This is a genomic window from Pedobacter agri (assembly GCF_032678665.1).
GTDB lineage: Bacteria > Bacteroidota > Bacteroidia > Sphingobacteriales > Sphingobacteriaceae > Pedobacter > Pedobacter agri_A.
In genome coordinates, this window is sequence record NZ_JAVTSH010000004.1 from 279305 (window position 1) to 298747 (window position 19443).

General features: G+C 39.8%; 18 protein-coding genes. 1 reads left to right on the top strand and 17 read right to left on the bottom strand.

All coding sequences use genetic code 11. The features are described from left to right. Positions 1–70 precede the first annotated feature (70 nt). A complete protein-coding gene (locus R2Q70_RS10565) occupies positions 71–1072 on the top strand; it encodes a TonB family protein (RefSeq protein ID WP_316807559.1) in 1002 nt (333 codons plus the stop codon). Positions 1073–1076: 4 nt separating this feature from the next. Here R2Q70_RS10565 and R2Q70_RS10570 read toward each other — a convergent pair whose 3' ends face one another. The 17 genes from R2Q70_RS10570 to R2Q70_RS10650 all read right to left on the bottom strand — a co-directional run bounded on the left by R2Q70_RS10570 (position 1077) and on the right by R2Q70_RS10650 (position 19350). After that, positions 1077–1736, bottom strand: a complete 660-nt coding sequence (locus R2Q70_RS10570; RefSeq protein WP_316807560.1) for an MgtC/SapB family protein — start codon at positions 1734–1736, stop codon at positions 1077–1079. Positions 1737–1758: 22 nt separating this feature from the next. Then, entirely contained in the window at positions 1759–2778 is a 1020-nt protein-coding gene (locus R2Q70_RS10575) for a PorP/SprF family type IX secretion system membrane protein (protein WP_316807561.1), read from the bottom strand. Continuing rightward, entirely contained in the window at positions 2778–8693 is a 5916-nt protein-coding gene (locus tag R2Q70_RS10580) for a PKD domain-containing protein (protein ID WP_316807562.1), read from the bottom strand. The genes R2Q70_RS10575 and R2Q70_RS10580 overlap by 1 nt, the downstream gene beginning before the upstream one ends. A 316-nt stretch (positions 8694–9009) precedes the next feature. Next, positions 9010–10644: a chaperonin GroEL gene (gene groL / locus R2Q70_RS10585; protein ID WP_316807563.1), complete on the bottom strand. Its 1635-nt coding sequence runs from the start codon at positions 10642–10644 to the stop codon at positions 9010–9012. A 73-nt stretch (positions 10645–10717) separates the two neighbouring features. Continuing rightward, positions 10718–11008 (bottom strand): co-chaperone GroES, encoded by a 291-nt coding sequence (gene groES / locus R2Q70_RS10590; protein WP_010599229.1) that lies wholly within the window; start codon positions 11006–11008, stop codon positions 10718–10720. Positions 11009–11561: 553 nt separating this feature from the next. Next, positions 11562–12497 carry a hypothetical protein gene (locus R2Q70_RS10595; protein ID WP_316807564.1) on the bottom strand — a complete coding sequence of 312 codons (936 nt, stop codon included), beginning with the start codon at positions 12495–12497 and terminating at the stop codon, positions 11562–11564. Between the two features lie 86 nt (positions 12498–12583). Continuing rightward, a complete protein-coding gene (locus R2Q70_RS10600; protein WP_316807565.1) occupies positions 12584–13342 on the bottom strand; it encodes a DUF4197 domain-containing protein in 759 nt (252 codons plus the stop codon). Between the two features lie 175 nt (positions 13343–13517). Continuing rightward, the gene (locus tag R2Q70_RS10605; protein ID WP_316807566.1) at positions 13518–13961 is read right to left on the bottom strand and encodes an Hsp20/alpha crystallin family protein; all 444 of its coding nucleotides are present in this window, start codon (positions 13959–13961) and stop codon (positions 13518–13520) included. A gap of 19 nt (positions 13962–13980) precedes the next feature. Then, the gene (locus R2Q70_RS10610; RefSeq protein WP_316807567.1) at positions 13981–14367 is read right to left on the bottom strand and encodes a hypothetical protein; all 387 of its coding nucleotides are present in this window, start codon (positions 14365–14367) and stop codon (positions 13981–13983) included. Positions 14368–14384: 17 nt separating this feature from the next. Continuing rightward, positions 14385–14591: a hypothetical protein gene (locus tag R2Q70_RS10615; RefSeq protein WP_316807568.1), complete on the bottom strand. Its 207-nt coding sequence runs from the start codon at positions 14589–14591 to the stop codon at positions 14385–14387. 3 nt (positions 14592–14594) lie between these two features. After that, a complete protein-coding gene (locus R2Q70_RS10620) occupies positions 14595–14861 on the bottom strand; it encodes a hypothetical protein (RefSeq protein WP_316807569.1) in 267 nt (88 codons plus the stop codon). Positions 14862–15032: 171 nt separating this feature from the next. Then, on the bottom strand, positions 15033–15377 hold the full coding sequence (locus R2Q70_RS10625) for a hypothetical protein (protein WP_010599236.1): 345 nt from the start codon (positions 15375–15377) through the stop codon (positions 15033–15035). Between the two features lie 11 nt (positions 15378–15388). Further along, positions 15389–15940 carry a sigma-70 family RNA polymerase sigma factor gene (locus tag R2Q70_RS10630; RefSeq protein WP_316807570.1) on the bottom strand — a complete coding sequence of 184 codons (552 nt, stop codon included), beginning with the start codon at positions 15938–15940 and terminating at the stop codon, positions 15389–15391. Between the two features lie 159 nt (positions 15941–16099). Continuing rightward, on the bottom strand, positions 16100–16456 hold the full coding sequence (gene secG / locus R2Q70_RS10635) for a preprotein translocase subunit SecG (RefSeq protein WP_316807571.1): 357 nt from the start codon (positions 16454–16456) through the stop codon (positions 16100–16102). A 14-nt stretch (positions 16457–16470) separates the two neighbouring features. Then, the gene (locus R2Q70_RS10640) at positions 16471–17508 is read right to left on the bottom strand and encodes a hypothetical protein (RefSeq protein ID WP_316807572.1); all 1038 of its coding nucleotides are present in this window, start codon (positions 17506–17508) and stop codon (positions 16471–16473) included. A 72-nt stretch (positions 17509–17580) separates the two neighbouring features. Continuing rightward, positions 17581–18087, bottom strand: coding sequence for an LptE family protein (locus tag R2Q70_RS10645; RefSeq protein ID WP_316807573.1), 507 nt, complete (start codon positions 18085–18087; stop codon positions 17581–17583). 21 nt (positions 18088–18108) lie between these two features. After that, positions 18109–19350, bottom strand: coding sequence for a sigma-54 interaction domain-containing protein (locus tag R2Q70_RS10650; RefSeq protein ID WP_316807574.1), 1242 nt, complete (start codon positions 19348–19350; stop codon positions 18109–18111). Positions 19351–19443: the final 93 nt, after the last annotated feature.

Consider the following 19443-nt stretch of genomic DNA (forward strand, 5'->3'; position numbering starts at 1 on the left):
CAACATGTTCTTTACAAAAATGTAATGCATCTTACTTAGTTGTTACATCAATTCTCAGTAGCTTTGCCGCATGAAATTACGCTTACTCTTATTCGTATTCTTGGCTACGTTTACCTTCGCCCAAGCTCAAAAAAAGAAAAACGTTTATTATTTAAAGGAAAATGGTAAAGAAGTGGCTACCAGAGAAGAAGCAGACTTTATCAGGGTGATAGAAGAACCGGATTCGGGAGATAATCGATTCCACTTGTTAGAATTATATAAAAACGGCAAACGAAAATCTCAGGGATACATCAGTGCCTTTGAACCAAGATTAATTTTCGAAGGGCCAGTGATGAGTTTCGATAGCTCAGGTAAAAGAACCCAGGTAATGAACTACCTGAATGGTTCGCTTTCTGGCGTGTCTATCTTTTATCACAGAAATGGTAAAGAAAGAAGAAGATCGGAATACGTTGAGGCGAAACCAGTAAGTGATCAAATGATTGGGATTAACTCTTCACTTACCGATTTCATCTTTAACACCAACGCTAAAATCATTTATGATGCAGATTCGAATGGTAAAGTTAACATCACAAATGGAAACGGACATTTAGTTGAAATAACGAAGTCTGGAGATGGACAGCTGGTAGAGGAAGGTGATTATGTAAATGGTTTTAAGCATGGAACCTGGAGTGGAAAGTATTCCGATAAGAGCGATACTTTTCAGGAATTGTATGAAAACGGCAACCTGAAATCAGGCGAAAGCACTAAAGATGGTAAAGTTTATCCCTATACGGCTACAATGGAAGCACCATCATATCCCGGCGGTCAGCAAGCCTGGAATAAATATATTGGTTCCTCAACAAAATATCCTGCAGAGGCTTACAAAAATGGCATAAAGGGCAGGGTTTTTTTAAATTTTGTGATCGATCAAAAAGGCAACCTGGTTGAAATCAAAATAGATAAGCCTGTGGATCGGTTACTGGATCAGGAAGCCATTAGGGTACTTAGTGCTGCACCTCGGTGGAAGCCGGCCAAACAAAGAGGCGTGCCTGTTAGGGTGAGGTATAATCAAAATATTAACTTCAATTTTTAATCGCTTAAAAATCAAATTCGATAATATCGTTATCCTTTAACATCTGTTCCACAAATTTTTGGTGGTTTTTTGGTGTTCCGGTGGCAGTCCAGTTTCCGGTAATAACATTATTTACCAATTGGTGTTTTCCACGTTGTGGTTTAAGTTTGTTTTCTCTAAAAACCTGTTCGTAACTTTCTAAATCGCCATGCGTATGTTGTTTTTTAACAATGCGATAAACCCTTTTGGTAAATCGGCGATCGCCAACTTCTTCTAAAAAAGGAAAAATTATTAAGGCCAGTAAAACCACTCCGGTAACGCCAATCGCTTGTTCGTAATAGCCACTTCCGATGGCCATACCAATGGCTGCAACAATCCAAATGATGCAAGCTGTGGTTAAGCCTTTAACCCTGTTTTCCTCTTTAAAAATTACTCCAGCGCCTAAAAAACCAATTCCGGTTACAATGTTAGAGGCAATACGGTCCTGACTGGTTAACCCGATTTTAATGGAGAGGATGGTGAATAAAGTTGAACCCAAACCAATCATCATCATGGTTTTTAAACCAGCTGATTTGCTTCTGTACTCTCTTTCAGCGCCAATTAAACCACAAAGCAACGTGGCCAGTAAAAACTTATTGACTTCACTTTGTGTAATGAAATGGCTGTTATCTAAAATTTCGTTCATTGCCTCGAATTAGCAAGGCAAATTAATAAAAATCATAACATCTTAAACCATTTGCCCGACCACCATTTGAACTATTCTGAAAATATTTCTCATAACCCACGCCAATTTCAGATGTCCCTCCGGTATTGGTGTAGTTTATTTTGGAAGAAGTGGCATCGTGGCTAATGCCCACCCGAAACTTTTCTCCATTTGTTTTGCGGTTAAAAATATCAAAGATTACGGAAAACACAATCGCATCGTTTCCGCCGGCATTGCTTCCACCACGGTACCAGATGCCTGCATTTATGCTGGCGTATTTATATTGCATACCTACACTATAGGAAGTGATATTTTGCTGCTTGTAAACCACTACCGATGGAATTAAATAACTTCCATCGCGGTCATACTGATCAGGAATTAGGGTTACTTTATAGCTCATATTTCCCGAAATACGCATCGGTAATTTGGCCTGGAAGCCAGATAAAGATTCATCTGGGCGATTGATGTGGTGCGCTGCAACACCCAACATAAATTTACCGTACACCAGGTTGGTTCCGGCATTGGCATCCAGGTAAAACCGACTGTCTATGCTTGGTCTTTCCGCACCGGAAATACTGCCCGGAATATAACCCGTTCCTATTCCGATCTGATCACCGAAAACCAGTTTATCCCAGTTTAATTTTTGATTGGTAATGCCTGCCTGTAAGCCGAAAGACAGGGCGAAATCATCTCCTCCAATAATGTACGAATAACTGGCAGCAATATTATTTTTTACCAGATAAGCTGTTCCTTCAGTACTTCTGTTAAAAATTAAACCTACGCCGCTATTGATACGGTCGAGATTTAGATCGCCGGATGCGCTCATGTAAGAATAATCACTCGCCAAGCCCGACCATTGATTTCTGTATAATGCATTAAACCTGATGTCGCCTTCAAACTGGCCAGTTAATGCCGGATTCAGGTAAATCGGCGAATTGTAAAACTGCGAATAAATATGGTCTTGAGCCCATGAAAGGAATGGCAACACCATCGCAAGCACCAATAATCTTATCTTTCTCCCCATCATCTGATTAAATATATTACGCCTGTTTTTCTTGCCGGAGATGAATCATATGTCATCCCTTTCCAGTCGCTACCATTTATAAATTTTACATCTATTTTCCAGTAGTAAACGCCCTGCGGCTGATCTTGTCCTTTAAAAGTTCCGTCCCATCCTTCTAGCGGTGCACCATCATCAAGTTGTGTGGTTTCCCATAATAATTGTCCCCATTTGTTAAACACGCTCATCTTCCAGTCTTTGATGCCTTGTCCCTTGGCCTTGAAGGTTCTCAACTCGTTCTTTGCACTGGCAGGCATGAAAGAGTTGGGTAGATTAAGGTTTCCGGGCACACCAATAATTCTAACTGATTGCGTTGTGGTGGCTGAACAACCTTCTTTATTCAATACCTTAAGGGTGACCGAATACACACCATCCTCAGCATAAGTTCGGTTAGGATTTTGGAGTGTAGATCTCGATCCGTCGCCAAATGTCCATTCCCAGCTAACTGCCCCGGTGCTCAGATCCTTGAAACCAAAAGTATAGTTTGGAATAGATAATTCATTTCCCGGGCTAACCGAAAATGTTGCCACCGGCGGATTTACCGTATTGATATAATTTGGAATGCTTACCGCATTTGTACAACCTAATGTGTTGGTAGCTGTTAAGGTAACCGTAAAGCTTTTTCCCGAACCTGAAAAAGTATGTGTAGGCTCAATGGCATTTGATGTTGTTCCATCGCCAAAATCCCAAACATAGCCAATGGCATTTAAACTGCTGTTTTTGAATTTCACCACCATGCCGTCACAGCCGCTGGTTTTATCTGCCGTAAAACTGACAACCGGCTGCTCCAAAACCTCAATTTCTTCAGTTGTTGAAGCATTTGAACAGCCATTTGAGGCGTGAAGTGTAATCGTATATTTCCCCGCTTTAGCGAAAGTGTGCGTAACCACTTCAGGTGCACCGTTCGTCACTTTTGTGCTTCCGTCACCGAAATCATAAACGAAGGTATTGGCGCCTTTGGTATTGTTGTAAAAGTCTACCTTTAGCGGAGCGCAGCCACGTAGTTGGTTGCTATTCACCACCAATTCCGGAACAATAGAATTTGGTGAAACCCGGATGGTGTATTGAGATTCTGTTGAACCACATTCATTGGTGGCCAGCATTTTAACAACATAATCCTTAACTGCAAGTGTGGTGTAGGTGTGAGACACACTGTTTTTGTCAGTTACCGTTAATGTTTCCCCATCGCCGAAATCATAAGTATAACTGCTTGAATTTCCAGGCGAAGTATTGCTAAAAGTAACTTTGAAAGGGGAGCAGCCTGCTGTTTTATCAGGAGAAAATATAGAAACTGGTTTGGCCTTCACCAAAACTTCTGATGTTTGCGTAGTTACGCCACAAGGTGTAGTGGCCGTAAGTGTAACAATGTAAGTCACATCTTTTCCGGTAGGGTCAGCATTATAAACCACAGCCGCAGGCTGAGCTAAATTAGAGGTAGTTCCATTTCCAAAATCCCATTTAAAAGCAGCTGCTGTTAATGAGTTTGATGTATTGCTAAAAGTTACGCTTAGTGGTCCGCAGCCATTGGTTGTGCTTTGGGTGTAGGCTGCTTTTACATCCTGCTGTGTAGCAAAAGTATGTGAGGTTTCGTCACCGCTGCAACCGAAGCTACTGGTCACCACAAGTTTGATCACTACATTTTGGTTCTGACCAGTAAGGGTGTAACCTGGAAAAGTAGCACCGGTGCCAATTTGAGTTCCATCCGCAAACCAGGTATATGTTGCATTGCGATCAGGATATAAAGTTGCGCTTACATTGGTACTTGTTAGCTGAAAAGGGGCGCATCCTTTATCCTGGGTGTATTTAATTTCTGCTTTTGCAGGCGGATTCACCGTTAGTTTTACGAGGTTACTTAGACTGGTAGAACAAGCTCCGCTGCTCACTGAACGACGGTAAAAAATGTTTGTAGCAGGATTTGGTGGCGTAAAATTGATCGCCATTGCAGCCAAAACATCGCTCCATGTTTGTCCGTCAGTACTCGATAGCCACTGATAACTGAAATTTCCATCTCCACCAACAGGAGTTGATCCGGTAAGTATTGCCGCTGCCGAGCCTAAACAAATCTGCTGATCTGCGGAAATAGAGTTATTCGTGAGATCTGGCAATACATTTATTTGCAGCAAATTGCTTACCGAGGTACAGATGGCACTGTTCACTAATCGGCGGTAAGCTGATGAAGCTGTTGGTTTAATGGTTAAATCTTTAGCAACTGCCGAAGGAATATTTACCCAGTTATTCCCATCTGTACTGCTTTGCCACTGATAGGTAAAGCTACCAGAGCCGCCTGTTGGAATATTACCAGCGATTGCAACAGTCTGGCCTGAACATACTGTTGAGGAAGCACTGCTGATGCTATTTGCAATTGGTGAAAAATAGGTGATGGTCACTTCCGACGATGATGGGGGACAACCGGTAAATCCCGAAATCGTCCATCTGAATTTATAAGTTTCTCCTGGTATTAAACCGGTAGCGTTTGTGTTGTATAATGTTGGGTCGGTGAATGTAATTCCTGTCTGGCCAGAAATCAGGGTCCATAAACCATTGTTTGGGGCAGGGTTATTTCCATTCAAGGTTACACCATTACCACTGCATAAATTCTGATCGGCACCGGCATTTGCAGTAACGGTTAAAGGGTTTACAGTAACAACTGAAACAGATGATATCGCTTCCGCACAACTCCCGCTCTGAACAATTGCCCTATACTGAGTGGTTACAGTTAAGTTTGCATAAGCAAGCGGATTGGCGGTAGAACTAATGGTAGACCAGTTTTGCCCATTGTCAATAGAACGCTCCCACCTAATAATGTTTCCAACATTTCCTGATAGCGTAATGTTACCGCCGTTTGCCGTTGCGCACACTGAACTGCTTCCCGCCGTCGTTCCACCAACACTTAAAGGATTAACACTAATCACAATCTCATCGCTTGTGGTCGAACAGCTATTATCTGAAATTGTCCATTTAAAAGTATAGTTGCTACCCGGTTGTAAGCCCGAAACTAAGGTGTTGTGTTTCGTATCATCAGCAAAAGTAACTGCCGCAGGCCCGGTAACTACCGTCCACTTGCCCGAACCAACTTCAGCTTCATTGCCTTTTAATGTAAACGTGCTGGCATTACAAATGGCTTCATCTGCACCTGCGTTTGCAAGGGTTGCACCAGGGTTTACGGTGACGGTAATGGAAGCAGGTATTCCGGCACAGCTCCCGGCTGAAACAGGAGTGATGGTATAAGTTACGCTGCCCGTAGTTGTGCCGCTGTTGGTTAAAATATCATTAATTGCTGTTCCTGATGACGCGGTTGTCCTGTTGCTATTGCCTGTAATTTGTCCGGTAACTACACTGGTGTAAGTGTAATTTACGCCACTCATTGCGGAGCTTAGGGTAATGGCTGAAGATGTTTTATTACAAATGGTAAAGTTTGTAGCGGTAGCAGTAACCGTCGGATTAGGATTTACCGTAACTACAAAATTGAAAGGCGTTCCTATGCAGCCATCATTGCTCGGCGTAATTACATAAGTTACAGTTGCATTATTGGCTGCATCGGTGTTGCTTAACACATCATTTATATTACCACTTCCGCTTGAACTAAAACCTGTTGCATTTGATGACCCACTTGCCGTCCAGTTGAAAGTTGTTCCTGCAGCTGCAGATACTGGAATGTAAGACACGTTGGCGCCTGTACAAATCACCTTACCCGCAGCACTTGTAATATTAAGGTTAGGTTTTATCCTGAGGATTACATCATCATCAATCTGGTTGCATGGAGCTGCCAGCGATGTGGTAACTCTAAGTCTTAACGTCACTGTGGCGGCATTTTTTTCAGCAGCTGTCGGCGTGTAAACTGCATTTAGCGCATTTCTGTTCGGTGTAAATGTTCCGGTACCACCAATCCAGGTTTGCGTTGTCGTTGTTCCGTTAATATTTCCCGCCAGGGTAAAATTAGGATTGTTGAAGCAAATGCTCTGATCAGGACCAGCATTTACAACCGGGGCGGTAGAAAAGGTTAGTTTTTGAGTTTTAGTTACCGAACCGCAGTTGTTTTTATGTGTTACGCTAACCGTATATTCATCATAATTATCAAATTTTATGGATGGATATTTTGAATTGGCAGTTGTTCCGCCGGCGAAGCTATAAGTTCCCGTTCCAGCAGCCGTAACGGTCCAGGTATAGGTATCACTGAGGTCTTTCGATGTACCTGCTATTACAGTCCGGGTTGGGCCGGGTGTGGTATTATTAAAATCATATGTGGCTAAATTACACAAAGTGATATCGGGTGATAATGTTGCCGTAGGTGAGGCGTTAACCACTACGGTTTGTGGTGCTGAAGGAATTAAGCCACATGAAGGAGTCGAGATTCTTAGCATCAGTGTGTAAACCCCGGCAGTGCTGAATACGAACTCAGGCTCTTTGCTTGATGCATTTGTGCCATTGGCGTAACTTACTGCAGGTGTTACACTCCATGAGTAAGTATTCGCAGCGTTGCAGATATTATCCAGCACAGATTGATCAGTAGCTTTTAAGGTGCTGCCTGAACAAATAGTGGTACTAGGTAGTGTAAAAACAGGTTTGGGAGGATCCTGAATACAAATTTTCATCTCTACCGGATCAGCTTCGCAGGATCCAGAGCTATTGGATTCTAAACGGATGGTATGTTCCCCATGGCTCAGGAACTTGGTTACCAAATTATAAGATCGGGGTTTGTTCACCTCAACAGGTACACCATCTACAAACCAGTTGTAAGTTACTACATTTGGCGTACACCCAGGTGTATTGGTGTTTGGGTTTTCGCCCAAAACTGACGTGTTGGTAAAGGTAATATTGGTATTGGTACAACCCGGATTGGTATAATTAAATGAATTAACTGGCTTAACCACAACCTTGGCAGAAGAAGAAACGGGTGTACCGACATTACCACAGAAAGCGTTAGAAACATTGATGCTTACATCAAAAGCATTATAAATTGTTCCAGCACTGGATACAGATGTACTTCCGCAAGAAGATCTGATGTAAGTGTGGCTTACCTTTCCACCTAGTGCTTTGATCTCGCATAAAGTGTAAACAGAAGTCGTATTATCTCCCCATGTAATGGTATAAAGATCGCCCGGGAAGTTATTCTGAATTCCATCCGGTGAGGTAATATCTACATTAAATTCAAGAGCGCCTAACGGCAAACAAACAATATTATTCCCAGATGTACCAAAGGCTGTAATTGCTTTATTATTGATTAACAGATAGGCTTTTGTAGCAACGGTACCATCAGGATTTACAGCTTTTGCAAGGATGGTATAATGTGACTGATCTGCATTAAAGGTTTGTATTTTGGTTGTGAAATTTAAACCAGTTGTGTTGCCGTTTACCTCATTGGTCACTTTTGCAGAAACTACAGCACCCGTTGTTGATTCATTGGAAATAAAAAACTGATTGTTTGGTCTGCTGATGCAAGTTCCAAAAGTTTCGGTATTGGTTGTGTTCAGATAATTAGCAGTAAGTTTTGCCTCTGTAGCTTGCCCTGCTTTAATTTCAAATGCACCAGACTCGTTGCTTACGGAAACCGGATTTGTAGTTTTAATTCGAAGTTTGTAACCACTACCCGCAGCGATACCAGAAGTTGGAATAACGCCGTTAACATAAGTGCTATAGAAGCCAGTATAGGTTCCTATCATTTTTTCAGCAGCAAAATTTCCATTCGCATCTGATAAATACAGTTGAAAAACATTGCTTCTATCGATACACCCGGTGGATATAGCAAATGGCACAGCAATAGTGCTCCCAGGCGTAAAAGGCCCTGAATCAATTGTGCCAATGGAAATTTGGGCAAATGATGCTTTAGTAATCAAAAATGTCCCTAAAATAAGGGCATATAAAATCCATTTCCTTTTCAAACAGGTCTACATTAAAATCTCTAACACTAAGGAATGATCTAACGGCGGCTTAATATCAGTGTTTGTTTGGTTGCTGATCTTAATTACTTACATATATGTAATCAATAGCACTACGCCGTTATAAATATTCGATTACAAAGAACGTAATTTTTATGTTGCACTTTCAAATCTTTACACCAACTCGAACAAAATGAACAGGTTAACAACGGCGAAATGAGCCTTTCAGAGAGATAAAAGCACAAAAAAACCCTTAAGGGGCTTAAACCTTAAGGGTATATTTTTACACGAAATTTGTTCGTGGTATTTGGCTTTTGGATTACATCATGCCACCCATACCGCCGCCGCCCATTGGAGGCATTGGAGCACCACCTTCTTCAGGCTCATCTGCTAAAACCACTTCTGTAGTTAATAACATTGCGGCAATAGAAGCTGCGTTTTCTAAAGCTACACGAGAAACTTTAGTTGGATCGATAACACCAGCGCCAATTAAGTTTTCGTAAACATCAGTACGGGCATTGTAACCGTAATCTGCTGTACCTTCTTTAACTTTTTGAACAACGATAGAACCTTCGATACCTGCGTTTTCGCAAATTTGACGTAATGGCTCTTCGATTGCACGACGAATAATCTGAATACCAGTATTTTCATCTTCGTTAGCGCCTTTCAAATCAGCAATTGAAGCAACTGCACGGATGAAAGCAACACCGCCACCAGCAACAATACCTTCTTCTACAGCTGCACGAGTTGCATGCAAAGCATCATCCACACGGTCTTTTTTCTCTTTCATTTCAACTTCACTCGCTGCACCTACGTAAAGAACTGCAACACCGCCAGCTAATTTTGCTAAACGCTCTTGTAATTTTTCTTTATCGTAATCAGATGTAGTAGTTTCAATCTGAGCTTTGATTTGGCTAACACGAGATTTAATATCATCAGAGTTACCAGCACCGTTAATTACAGTTGTATTGTCTTTATCAACGACAACTTTCTCAGCAGAACCTAAGTAAGTTAAATCAGCATTTTCTAATTTATAACCTCTTTCTTCTGATACCACAATACCGCCAGTTAAGATTGCGATGTCTTCTAACATTGCTTTTCTTCTATCACCAAAACCTGGAGCTTTAACCGCCACAACTTTCAATGAACCACGGATTTTGTTAACCACCAAAGTAGCTAAAGCTTCACCATCTAAATCTTCAGAGATAATTACCAATGGCTTACCAGTTTGAACTGTTTTTTCTAAAACAGGCAACAATTCTTTCATGTTGCTGATTTTTTTGTCGTAGATTAAAATGTAAGGGCTATCTAATTCAGCCTCCATTTTATCTGCGTTGGTCACAAAGTATGGAGATAAATAACCTCTGTCAAACTGCATACCTTCAACTGTTTTAACTTCAGTTTCAGTACCCTTTGCTTCTTCAACAGTAATAACACCATCTTTACCCACTTTACCCATTGCCTCAGCAATTAAAGCACCGATAACTTCATCATTATTTGCCGAGATCGAAGCAACTTGTTTGATTTTGTTGTTGTCTTCACCAACTGTTTGAGATTGCTCTCTTAAGTTAGCAACAACAGCAGCAACAGCTTTATCAATACCACGTTTCAAATCCATTGGATTTGCACCAGCAGCAACATTTTTAATTCCTGTAGTGATAATTGCTTGAGCTAAAACAGTAGCAGTAGTTGTTCCATCACCAGCAATATCAGCTGTTTTTGAAGCTACTTCTTTAACCATTTGAGCGCCCATGTTTTCAACCGCATCTTTCAATTCGATTTCTTTAGCAACAGTAACACCATCTTTAGTGATCGCTGGAGAACCGAATTTTTTATCGATAATTACGTTACGTCCTTTTGGACCTAAAGTTACTTTTACTGCATTTGCTAAGATATCTACACCGCGTTTCAGGGCGTCACGTGCATCTACGTTATATTTTACTTGTTTTGACATTTTTATTTAAGATTTTATAATATGATGATTTGACGATTAGCCAATAAACTAATTATCGCATCTGCTAATTTTTTTACCCAACAACTGCGTAAATATCAGTTTCACGCATGATTAAGTAGTCTTTACCTTCGTAAGGGAACTCAGTGCCACCGTATTTACCATAAATAACAACATCGCCTACTTTTACGCTTGCTTTTTTACCTTCAGCATCTTCTTCAGAAACTGAAACTACAGTTCCTTTAGATGGTTTTTCTTTAGCGGTATCAGGGATATACAAACCCGATGCAGTTTTCTCTTCTGCGGCAGCTGGTTCTACAATTACTCTGTTCGAACTGCCAGCAATTGGTTTAAGGTTTAACGCCATAACTTTTATTATTTTTTATTTTGATTTAAGTTTTTTAACTAAGCTTACAATTAACACTTTTTATGCCAATAGGTTTTCAGGGACAAAATTACACCTGTACTGTCAAAATACAAACAAATCAAGAATAGAAGGTGCCAGCTTGGCAGGGAAGATTCTTTAAAACTACCATTGCTCATTCCAGTAAAATAATATCTAAATGGAGATTGCTTCGTCGTGCCTCCTCGGAATGACGAGTGCTTTAAAGCATTGTTCCCGGTTTTACGTATGAAAATCACTTTTTAAACCGGTCGTCATTTCGAGCGCAGCCGAGAAATCTTTTAAAGCCGCTAATCAACGCGATCCTCTTATCGATCACTGACCTGCTTATTCTTTGTCGTTGCGATCCCGATCTTTCATCGGGAGAAGCAATTTCATTTCAGCAAAACATCTTAATGGAGATTGCTTCGTCGTGCCTCCTCGCAATGACGTTTAGGTTGGAGTGGCGAGTGCACGAGAACCTTGTTAATATCAATTTTATAAATCAATTATCACTCAGAAAGAAATGCAATTACAACTATTTCAACGTAGCGGTAGGATTTGTTCCCTTATCTACCAAAATTTTAATTTTGCCTTTTAAATCAGAAGCATAAATTCGGCTTTGTGTAAATGGTTTTTCAGATCCGCTGAAGAAAACCCGATCATCTGCAGTAACAAAAAGATTCGAAACATGTAGTCCAACTGGTGAAATCTGTTTTATCACCTTAGATATTACATCCATTGCAAAAACAGCATTCGCCTTTCCATGCAACTCGGGCACACCAGCCCCAAAATAAGCACTGAAAATGAGTGTTTTACCCTGATCAGCATAAAAGAAAATATTATCGCTGGCGATATTGTAATTCGTTCCGATCAAATCTTTTAACTGCTTGGTATCAATAATTTTTCCGGCATTATTAAAAGTATACAGGTTATTCAGATCATGCGCAACAATTTCATTTGCCGATTTCCAGGTTGGAGAACTTACGCTGATGTTGGATTTGCCATCAAGGATTATAAAACCGGTATTATCATTTTTGATCAGGCCAATTTTCCAGATGCTTTTCTCATTTAAAACACTAAAGGCAATACGAACACCATATGCAGACCAGATTGCGCCATAATAGTTTTTACTATCGGCATGTAACTGCAGCTGACTTTTATTTTCCATATCTGCTACCCAAATGCTTCTGTTCCCGGTACTATCGCTAACGGTATAGGCCAGTTTGTTTCCATCTGGAGATATCGATGGATCTGTAGCGCCACCAAATGAAATTTGTTTCATGGTGTCGATGCTTGTTGCTACAATTTTGTTCCCATCCTGGTAAGCAAGTGCAAAACTTTTACCGCTCAAAGAAACAGTATCCAACATCGCACTTGATTTAGCTTGATCGTTGTTGTTAGAATTGCAGGAAACAAAAACTGATACGCATAGTAACATCGCCACTGCAATACGGAAATACAATTTAGTCATGTGCAATTTTACGAATTGTTTTTAAACAAAGAAGATCCGGGCTTTTCAAAACCCAGATCTTCTAATTTTTATGATTTTATTCAGACTTAACTTTTTTTCTTATCGGCATAACCAAACACTTTTTGCAGCAAAGTTGTACTACGCGAATTTAAATTTCCTCTGATTTTGAGTTCCTCTTTCGCCACCTCAATAAATAATCCGTCAATTGCCTTTTGCGTTACATATTCAGTAAGATTTGTATTTACAGGTTTTACCAAAGGCAAACGGTTATACTGCGAAGTTAAATCGCTATAATATTTCGTTGCATTCACTTTATTCAGGCTAGTTGTTACTATCGGACTAAATTTTTGCATCAATTCAGAAGTAGTTACCCGTTTAAAATAAGCTGTGGCCGCATCATTATTTCCTAGAAGGATGTTGGTTGCATCAGCCAGTGTCATCTGTTTAATCGCTGATATGAAAATTGGTTTTGCTTCAGTAGCCGCATCTTCAGCAGCACGGTTTAAACTGGTAATCACATTATCGCAAAGCTTATTCAAACCTATGCCACGTAAAGTTTTTTCCACTTTTTGTGCTTCCGGAGGCATTAAAATTTTAACAGCTAAATTACCCAAAAAACCATCTTTTACTGATAACCGGTCGGCACCTGCTGAAACGCCAATTTGTAAAGCCTCTTTAATTCCCTGCCCAATTTCGAAAGTGGTTGGAGTGCCCGTGGCGGTAGTAGTACCTTGCTTCTCCGTTACTTTCTTAAAAATGTCGCTCAATTTAATTTGAGCATTCGCGTTCAGGTTTGCAAATAATATCAATGCCAGGGATGACGTTAAAATATTTATTTTTTTCATTTTGTGTGTTTAGCTGTGTTAAGCAAAAGGGCTGCCACAATTTGTCGGCCGGTACGCAAAGATACAGCTTGGATGAAAGCCTAAAGATTAAATTTTTATCATTGGTAAAAATCTAAAATAAATAAGCCCGAATTGTATAAACAATCAGGGCCGTTGAAATTATAATAGACGAAACTTAGTTTACCGCAATATCTTTCGCCGGCACATTGGTTTCGGGATTTTTAGGAAGTGTAACCTTCAAAATTCCATCAGCATATTTTGCCGAAATGCTTTCGGTAAGCACTTTTCCGTTTAGGGCAAAGGCTCTTTCAAAAGCGCCGTTGCTATATTCCCTTCTGCTGAATTTCTGTGTAGCATCTCGTTCTTCATTCGGAGTGTAAGCTATGCTGAGCACATCATCCTTCGTTACTACCTTTAAAAATTCCTTTTCTAAAGCTGGGGCAAAAAGATGAATGATGTAGTTTTCATCTGTTTCTTCGATGTTTGCAGGAACACGTCTGAAACCTTTTCCTAACATTTCATGCGCATGGTGGGCGAACCTGCCGTGATGGTGTCTTCCAAATTTTCCACCTCGTGGTCCACATTCTTTGCCTGTATGGCATCTATTTTCGTTATACATTTTTATAATATTTAATTTTTTAATTCGAGATCATTTGCTGGGTTCTCGAAATTCCCAGCAATTGTGTGATGATGCTGGCGTATGGATAGGAGGGAGAAAAAACAGCATAGTCGAATTTCAAACCCCTAATCTGAACCACGATATCATCAATAAATTTCATTGGTTCCAATAGCGCACTAATCAATCCAGATTTTGGTTTTTTATCGTCCTGCTCATCCGCTTTAAAAATGTTTAAATCCTGATTATACGCTTTAAAATCGGCGCCGATGTTTTGGATCGATGCTTTGAATTCATCCGAACTAAAGAAAGTAACTTTTTCTCCCTGAGTGATTAATTCACTTGCAAATCCTAAAATCGGATCAACATCTTGTTGAGAAGGGCTGCTTAAAACTAAAACCTGCGACATGTGCTTATCTGTTTTAACTATGGTGTAATAACCGTATCAATTGGTTTGCTGTTGTGATGACTAAAACCATGATTCCGATGCTGTGATTCACAATTTCCTTCGTGATAATGTTTATTCTTGAAGTCAAGTCTGTCTGGGTATCCATTTCTCATAGCCAGTACATTTAGACTGTAAAAAGTTGCACCTGCAATGGCCAAAGCCAGTAATATTCTGAATGCTCTCATCGCTTAGTAATTAATGTTGATGTTGTTAACCTGTCCGTTACTTTGTACTGATGGTTTATACCATTGATTGTCAATGGGAACGATTGGTGAATAATTCGAATCGAAGCCTTCAAAGCGATTCACAAAATGACGACGACGTCCTTTGAAAATCATTCTGAACGTAAATCCAATTACCATTGCGGCTAATATAAACTTGAATATAAAGGGCACAAAGAATACCGCTGTACCAAGTACGATTCCGAATGCTATAGTTTTTAATATCTGTTTCATTTTTATTATTTCTTGTAATTTAATAGGGTAGACGGAACAGATTTATTTTTACTTTAAAAAATTTGAAATATTTATAGATTGATTTTTCAATAGAGGATTTGTCTCTAAATCAACATTTTAAAACGAGCGAGAGATTAAACAAAAAAAGCCGGCGTTTCTGCCGGCTCCAAATTATTCCTTGTTTCGATGTCCCCATCCGCCACATCTGCGTCTGTATTCTTCTTTGAACTTCGCCCTTTCTTCTTCATTCATGCCATCCCATTTGGAACGCATTTCTCTTGCTTTTTCTCTAAAGCGATTATGGCCACCGCCCTTGTTAAAATTTCCGAATAGCAACCGGCAAAGCACCAGCAAACCCAAGGCTTGCCAAAAGTTTAATTTACCGGCACCAACAACCTCTGGTAAAATCCAGTTCCACAAAAACATCACAATGTACCCTAAGGCCGCTGCAATAGCGGCGACAACAGGTATAAAAAAAATGAATTTCTTGCCTTTACTAAATTTCCTGTTTCTCATTTCCTATTCAATTAATAGTTAATAAATTCTTGATATAAATTTTGTAAACGGCTACGCAGATGTTTTACCGCATAACCCTTTCTTGATATTAATGTTTTTATATTTTCGCCCGTTTCATCCGCCAGTTCCTGAAATGTTCTTTCTTCCAGTTCATTTTGAATAAAAACATAACGTTGATTCTCCGGCAGTTCTTCCAGGGCTAAAAATAACTGGTCCCAAAAAAGTTTTTTCAAGCCTTCCTGTTCGGGTGAATACGCATCGGCTAACAAAATTTCCTTAAAGTTGATTTCCCCGTCATCACCTTCAAAAGTAAAATCCTCCAGGTGCTCTTCTTTTTGCTTTCTATACTTATCGGTAATTTTATTTCTCGCAACGCGATAAAGCCATCCGCTTATTTGCTCAATAGCGCCCGCTTCCGGCTGATTACTCAGCTGATACCAAACATCCTGCAAAATATCTTCCGCGTCCTCATCAGTATTCACTCGCCCCCGAATGAAACTGAACAGGCGTTTTCCATAACTGGAAACAGTGGAAATAATATTTTGGGATTCGTTTGTAGGCACTTATTTATTAGGATATAAATCAGTAGACGGATGAGATCTAGTTTTACTTTAAATTATTTTATTTTTTTTATTAAAAGGGCTGTTCAATATAAAATATCAGATACAAAAAAAAGCTTTCCCTTTTGAGGAAAGCTTTTATCATGCTAAAAAAGCATTAAATTATTTTTTAGTTGTATCAGTAGTTGCAGGCTTAGCCGGAGCAGTATTGTTTAACGATCCGCCAAGTGGAGATGGAGAAGGTGTTTTATCTAAACGTTCCTGGATAGCTGAGTTTCCAACAGCTGTAGCGCCACCACCGTTTTTGGTAATTGTAGTGATACCTAAGGTTAAAATAACAATTGCAGCCAATAAAACCCACGATCCTTTTTCTAAAACATCGCCCGTACGTTGCACACCAAACATGTTGCTTGTGCCACCGCCTGTTGCTAAACCACCACCTTTAGGATTTTGTATCAATACAAATAAGCCTAAAGCTATACACACAACAATTAATAAAATGATTAAAAAGGTTACCATCGTAATATTATATTTTAAAATTTCTTTTCTATGGATTGGATAAGGTCGGCAAAGTAACCACTTTTTTCTGGATATTTCAAACTTAATTTTTTATAAGTATCTATGGCTTTGTGATAAAGCATTTGCTCGATGTAAATTTTAGCTAAGGTTTCCGAAACCAGGTCGTAGTGATCTTCAGCACTCTTCTTTGCTTTATTCTCGGTATCAATTTGCTCTGGTTTTGGTGGCTTAATTGTAGGATCTTCTTTTAAGAATTTCTCGATAATTTCTGCGCCCTTTGCATCTTTTACCTCCGGAGCAGGGTATTCTGCTAAATGATCCGCTACTTCAAAAGGTGTTTGAATATGAAAAATATGCTCTACATACTGTTGCTGGAAGGCTGCGCTATCTTGTTGTTTACTAACTTCCTGCTGTTGTTTAGCTACATTCGGCCTGGGCTGCGCATAAGGCTGAAATATTTGTTCGTGTTCTTTTCTGGTTTTAGCCAGCCACCATAAAAAGGTATAAGGCAACTGATCATCGTCGTATTTAGAAACACGGTGAATTTCTGGTTCATCAGGAATAACGGTTTCAATATGTGGTGCCTCAGGAACAACATCGGTGCTTAATTTCTTTTCAAACGCAAAGAAGTCTACCGCGGCAACACTTTCGATAAAATTATTTTCATCGGCAGGTAAATCCAGAAGTTGATCTGCTCCCGGTAAATGGATTGGTGTTTCTACCTCAACCGGTTCAACTTTATGCTCTTGTTCCGTTTCTTGTAAAAGGTCGTTATCTGGAGCAATTTCCGTTTCAGCTAAAAAGATTTCCTCTGTTTCAGCATCTTCCGGTGAAGCTTCTACCGCAACAATATTTAAAATGTGAAACAAGGTGTTTCCTTGCGTGTAAAGTGCTGCTTTTGGAATTAATGACGATTCAGCTTTTGCCAGCAACAAATGAATCGGCTGGGCATAAGGAAATTGTTCGGCCATTTCTTTCAACATGGGTACATGTGCAGCTCCAACCTTTCCGGGTTGTGCAAGTAAATCTGCAAGTAGCTGTTTGTGGTCCATGTTTAAGGTTTGTCGCTAAGTTAAAAATTGTAGGCGGTTTTTGAGAAAAGATTGTGATGTGTAATTAGATATTTACCACTGTGCAAAGGCCCTGTTGAAGATATCTTCCGTTAATTGTTTATTAATTTGATCGAGCGCATTAGGCAATGCCGCCTGAATGGATGCTCCATTTAGTGGGAAATCAAAAAACTTCGTAAAACTTTCATCAAAGCTTTCCTTCTCCTTTCCTGCAACATTATTGGTGTATTTAATCGAAACGGTAACGGTTAAACGGTTTGCGCCTGCAGTTGGTGTAGCACTCGATTGTAATGCAACTGGTTTAATATCATAGCCTGTAATTCTGCCTTCGAAAACGGCATCTGCTTCAGTAGTAGATACGCTTAAGTTGGTTTGATTACGAATCCTTGTTTTTAATGCCTCGGTAAGCTGGTTGTTTAAGTTTGGAACCACCAATGGCGCATTGTTTTCAAATGTACGCACAATTACGGTTTTTAAGCCTTCGGTTGATGCACCACTAAACTTGTAGGAACAAGAAGTAAAAGCAGCAATCAGTATAAATGCTAATATTTTGATTTTCATTAACTGAATATTTTGGCAATATTATAAATTCAATTCCTTGATTTTTCTGTACAGGGTTCTTTCTGAAATGCCCAATTCCTGAGCAGCAAACTTGCGTTTGCCTTTGTGTTTTTTTAGGGCTTTTTTGATCAGATCAGATTCCTTATCCACCAGCGATAGAGATTCTTCAACTTCTTCTGCTTCATGGGCGAAGTAATCTCCGTTATTGCCGTTGTTGTTGCTGCTTGGTGAAGGCTGCTGAATGGTAAAAGCATGCTCGTGACCCGAAGGTAGCTCCACATCTCTATATAGCTGGTTGATGTATTGAGGATTATCGGCTAAAACGGTTGCTGTATTTCCGCCGTGTTGAATAATCTCCGCTACTAATTTTTTAAGCTCAACCATATCTTTTTTCATATCGAAAAGTACCTTATATAAGATATCTCTTTCTGTGAAATCTTCTTTTGATTGGGCATTAATTGCCATAGGTAAATTGCTTCCGGCTTCGTTAGGAATGTAATTTAAAATGGCCTGACCGGTAACATTTCTATCTTTTTCCAGTACACAAATTTGCTCGGCAATATTTTTCAGCTGACGAACATTTCCCGGCCAGCTGTAGTTAGTTAAAATATTTACTGCATCAGGCTCTAAATGTAAAGCCGGGCTGCGATATTTATCGCTAAAATCGGCAGCAAATTTTCTAAACAATAAATAAATATCTTCCTTACGTTCTTGCAGGGCTGGAATACGCAGTGGAACCGTGTTTAATCTGTAGTATAAGTCTTCACGAAACTTTCCGTTTTTAACACGATTGTAAACATCTACGTTGGTGGCTGCAATAATCCGCACATCAGTTTTTTGAACTTTTGATGAACCTACACGAAGATATTCGCCACTTTCCAGAATCCTTAGCAACCTGGCCTGAGTGCCCAGCGGCAATTCAGCAACTTCATCAAGGAAAATTGTTCCGCCATTGGCCACTTCAAAATAACCTTTGCGGGCTTCATGCGCACCGGTGAAAGAGCCTTTCTCGTGTCCGAATAGTTCAGAATCTATCGTTCCTTCAGGGATAGCACCACAGTTTACAGCGATAAATGCGCCATGTTTACGAGCGCTCATCTGGTGAATGATCTGAGAAAAAACCTCTTTACCACTTCCACTTTCACCCGTAATAAGCACCGACATATCCGTTGGTGCCACCTGGCTTGCAATATCTATAGCACGATTAAGCAAAGGCGAATTGCCAATAATGCCGAACCGTTGTTTAATATTTTGTGTATCCATTCTTTAATGGTTGAAAGTTAAAGGTTAAAAGTTGATGGTCATGCTTTATAACATGTTTCTTATGATTTAATCATTAACTTTTATTTTTTATTG

Coding starts and splice junctions, on each gene's coding strand:
- R2Q70_RS10565 (WP_316807559.1), top strand. CDS start 71: ATGAAATTACGCTTACTCTTATTCGTATTCTTGGCTACGTTTACCTTC.
- R2Q70_RS10570 (WP_316807560.1), bottom strand. CDS start 1,736: ATGAACGAAATTTTAGATAACAGCCATTTCATTACACAAAGTGAAGTC.
- R2Q70_RS10575 (WP_316807561.1), bottom strand. CDS start 2,778: ATGGGGAGAAAGATAAGATTATTGGTGCTTGCGATGGTGTTGCCATTC.
- groL (WP_316807563.1), bottom strand. CDS start 10,644: ATGTCAAAACAAGTAAAATATAACGTAGATGCACGTGACGCCCTGAAA.
- groES (WP_010599229.1), bottom strand. CDS start 11,008: ATGGCGTTAAACCTTAAACCAATTGCTGGCAGTTCGAACAGAGTAATT.
- R2Q70_RS10595 (WP_316807564.1), bottom strand. CDS start 12,497: ATGACTAAATTGTATTTCCGTATTGCAGTGGCGATGTTACTATGCGTA.
- R2Q70_RS10600 (WP_316807565.1), bottom strand. CDS start 13,342: ATGAAAAAAATAAATATTTTAACGTCATCCCTGGCATTGATATTATTT.
- R2Q70_RS10605 (WP_316807566.1), bottom strand. CDS start 13,961: ATGTATAACGAAAATAGATGCCATACAGGCAAAGAATGTGGACCACGA.
- R2Q70_RS10610 (WP_316807567.1), bottom strand. CDS start 14,367: ATGTCGCAGGTTTTAGTTTTAAGCAGCCCTTCTCAACAAGATGTTGAT.
- R2Q70_RS10615 (WP_316807568.1), bottom strand. CDS start 14,591: ATGAGAGCATTCAGAATATTACTGGCTTTGGCCATTGCAGGTGCAACT.
- R2Q70_RS10620 (WP_316807569.1), bottom strand. CDS start 14,861: ATGAAACAGATATTAAAAACTATAGCATTCGGAATCGTACTTGGTACA.
- R2Q70_RS10625 (WP_010599236.1), bottom strand. CDS start 15,377: ATGAGAAACAGGAAATTTAGTAAAGGCAAGAAATTCATTTTTTTTATA.
- secG (WP_316807571.1), bottom strand. CDS start 16,456: ATGGTAACCTTTTTAATCATTTTATTAATTGTTGTGTGTATAGCTTTA.
- R2Q70_RS10640 (WP_316807572.1), bottom strand. CDS start 17,508: ATGGACCACAAACAGCTACTTGCAGATTTACTTGCACAACCCGGAAAG.
- R2Q70_RS10645 (WP_316807573.1), bottom strand. CDS start 18,087: ATGAAAATCAAAATATTAGCATTTATACTGATTGCTGCTTTTACTTCT.
- R2Q70_RS10650 (WP_316807574.1), bottom strand. CDS start 19,350: ATGGATACACAAAATATTAAACAACGGTTCGGCATTATTGGCAATTCG.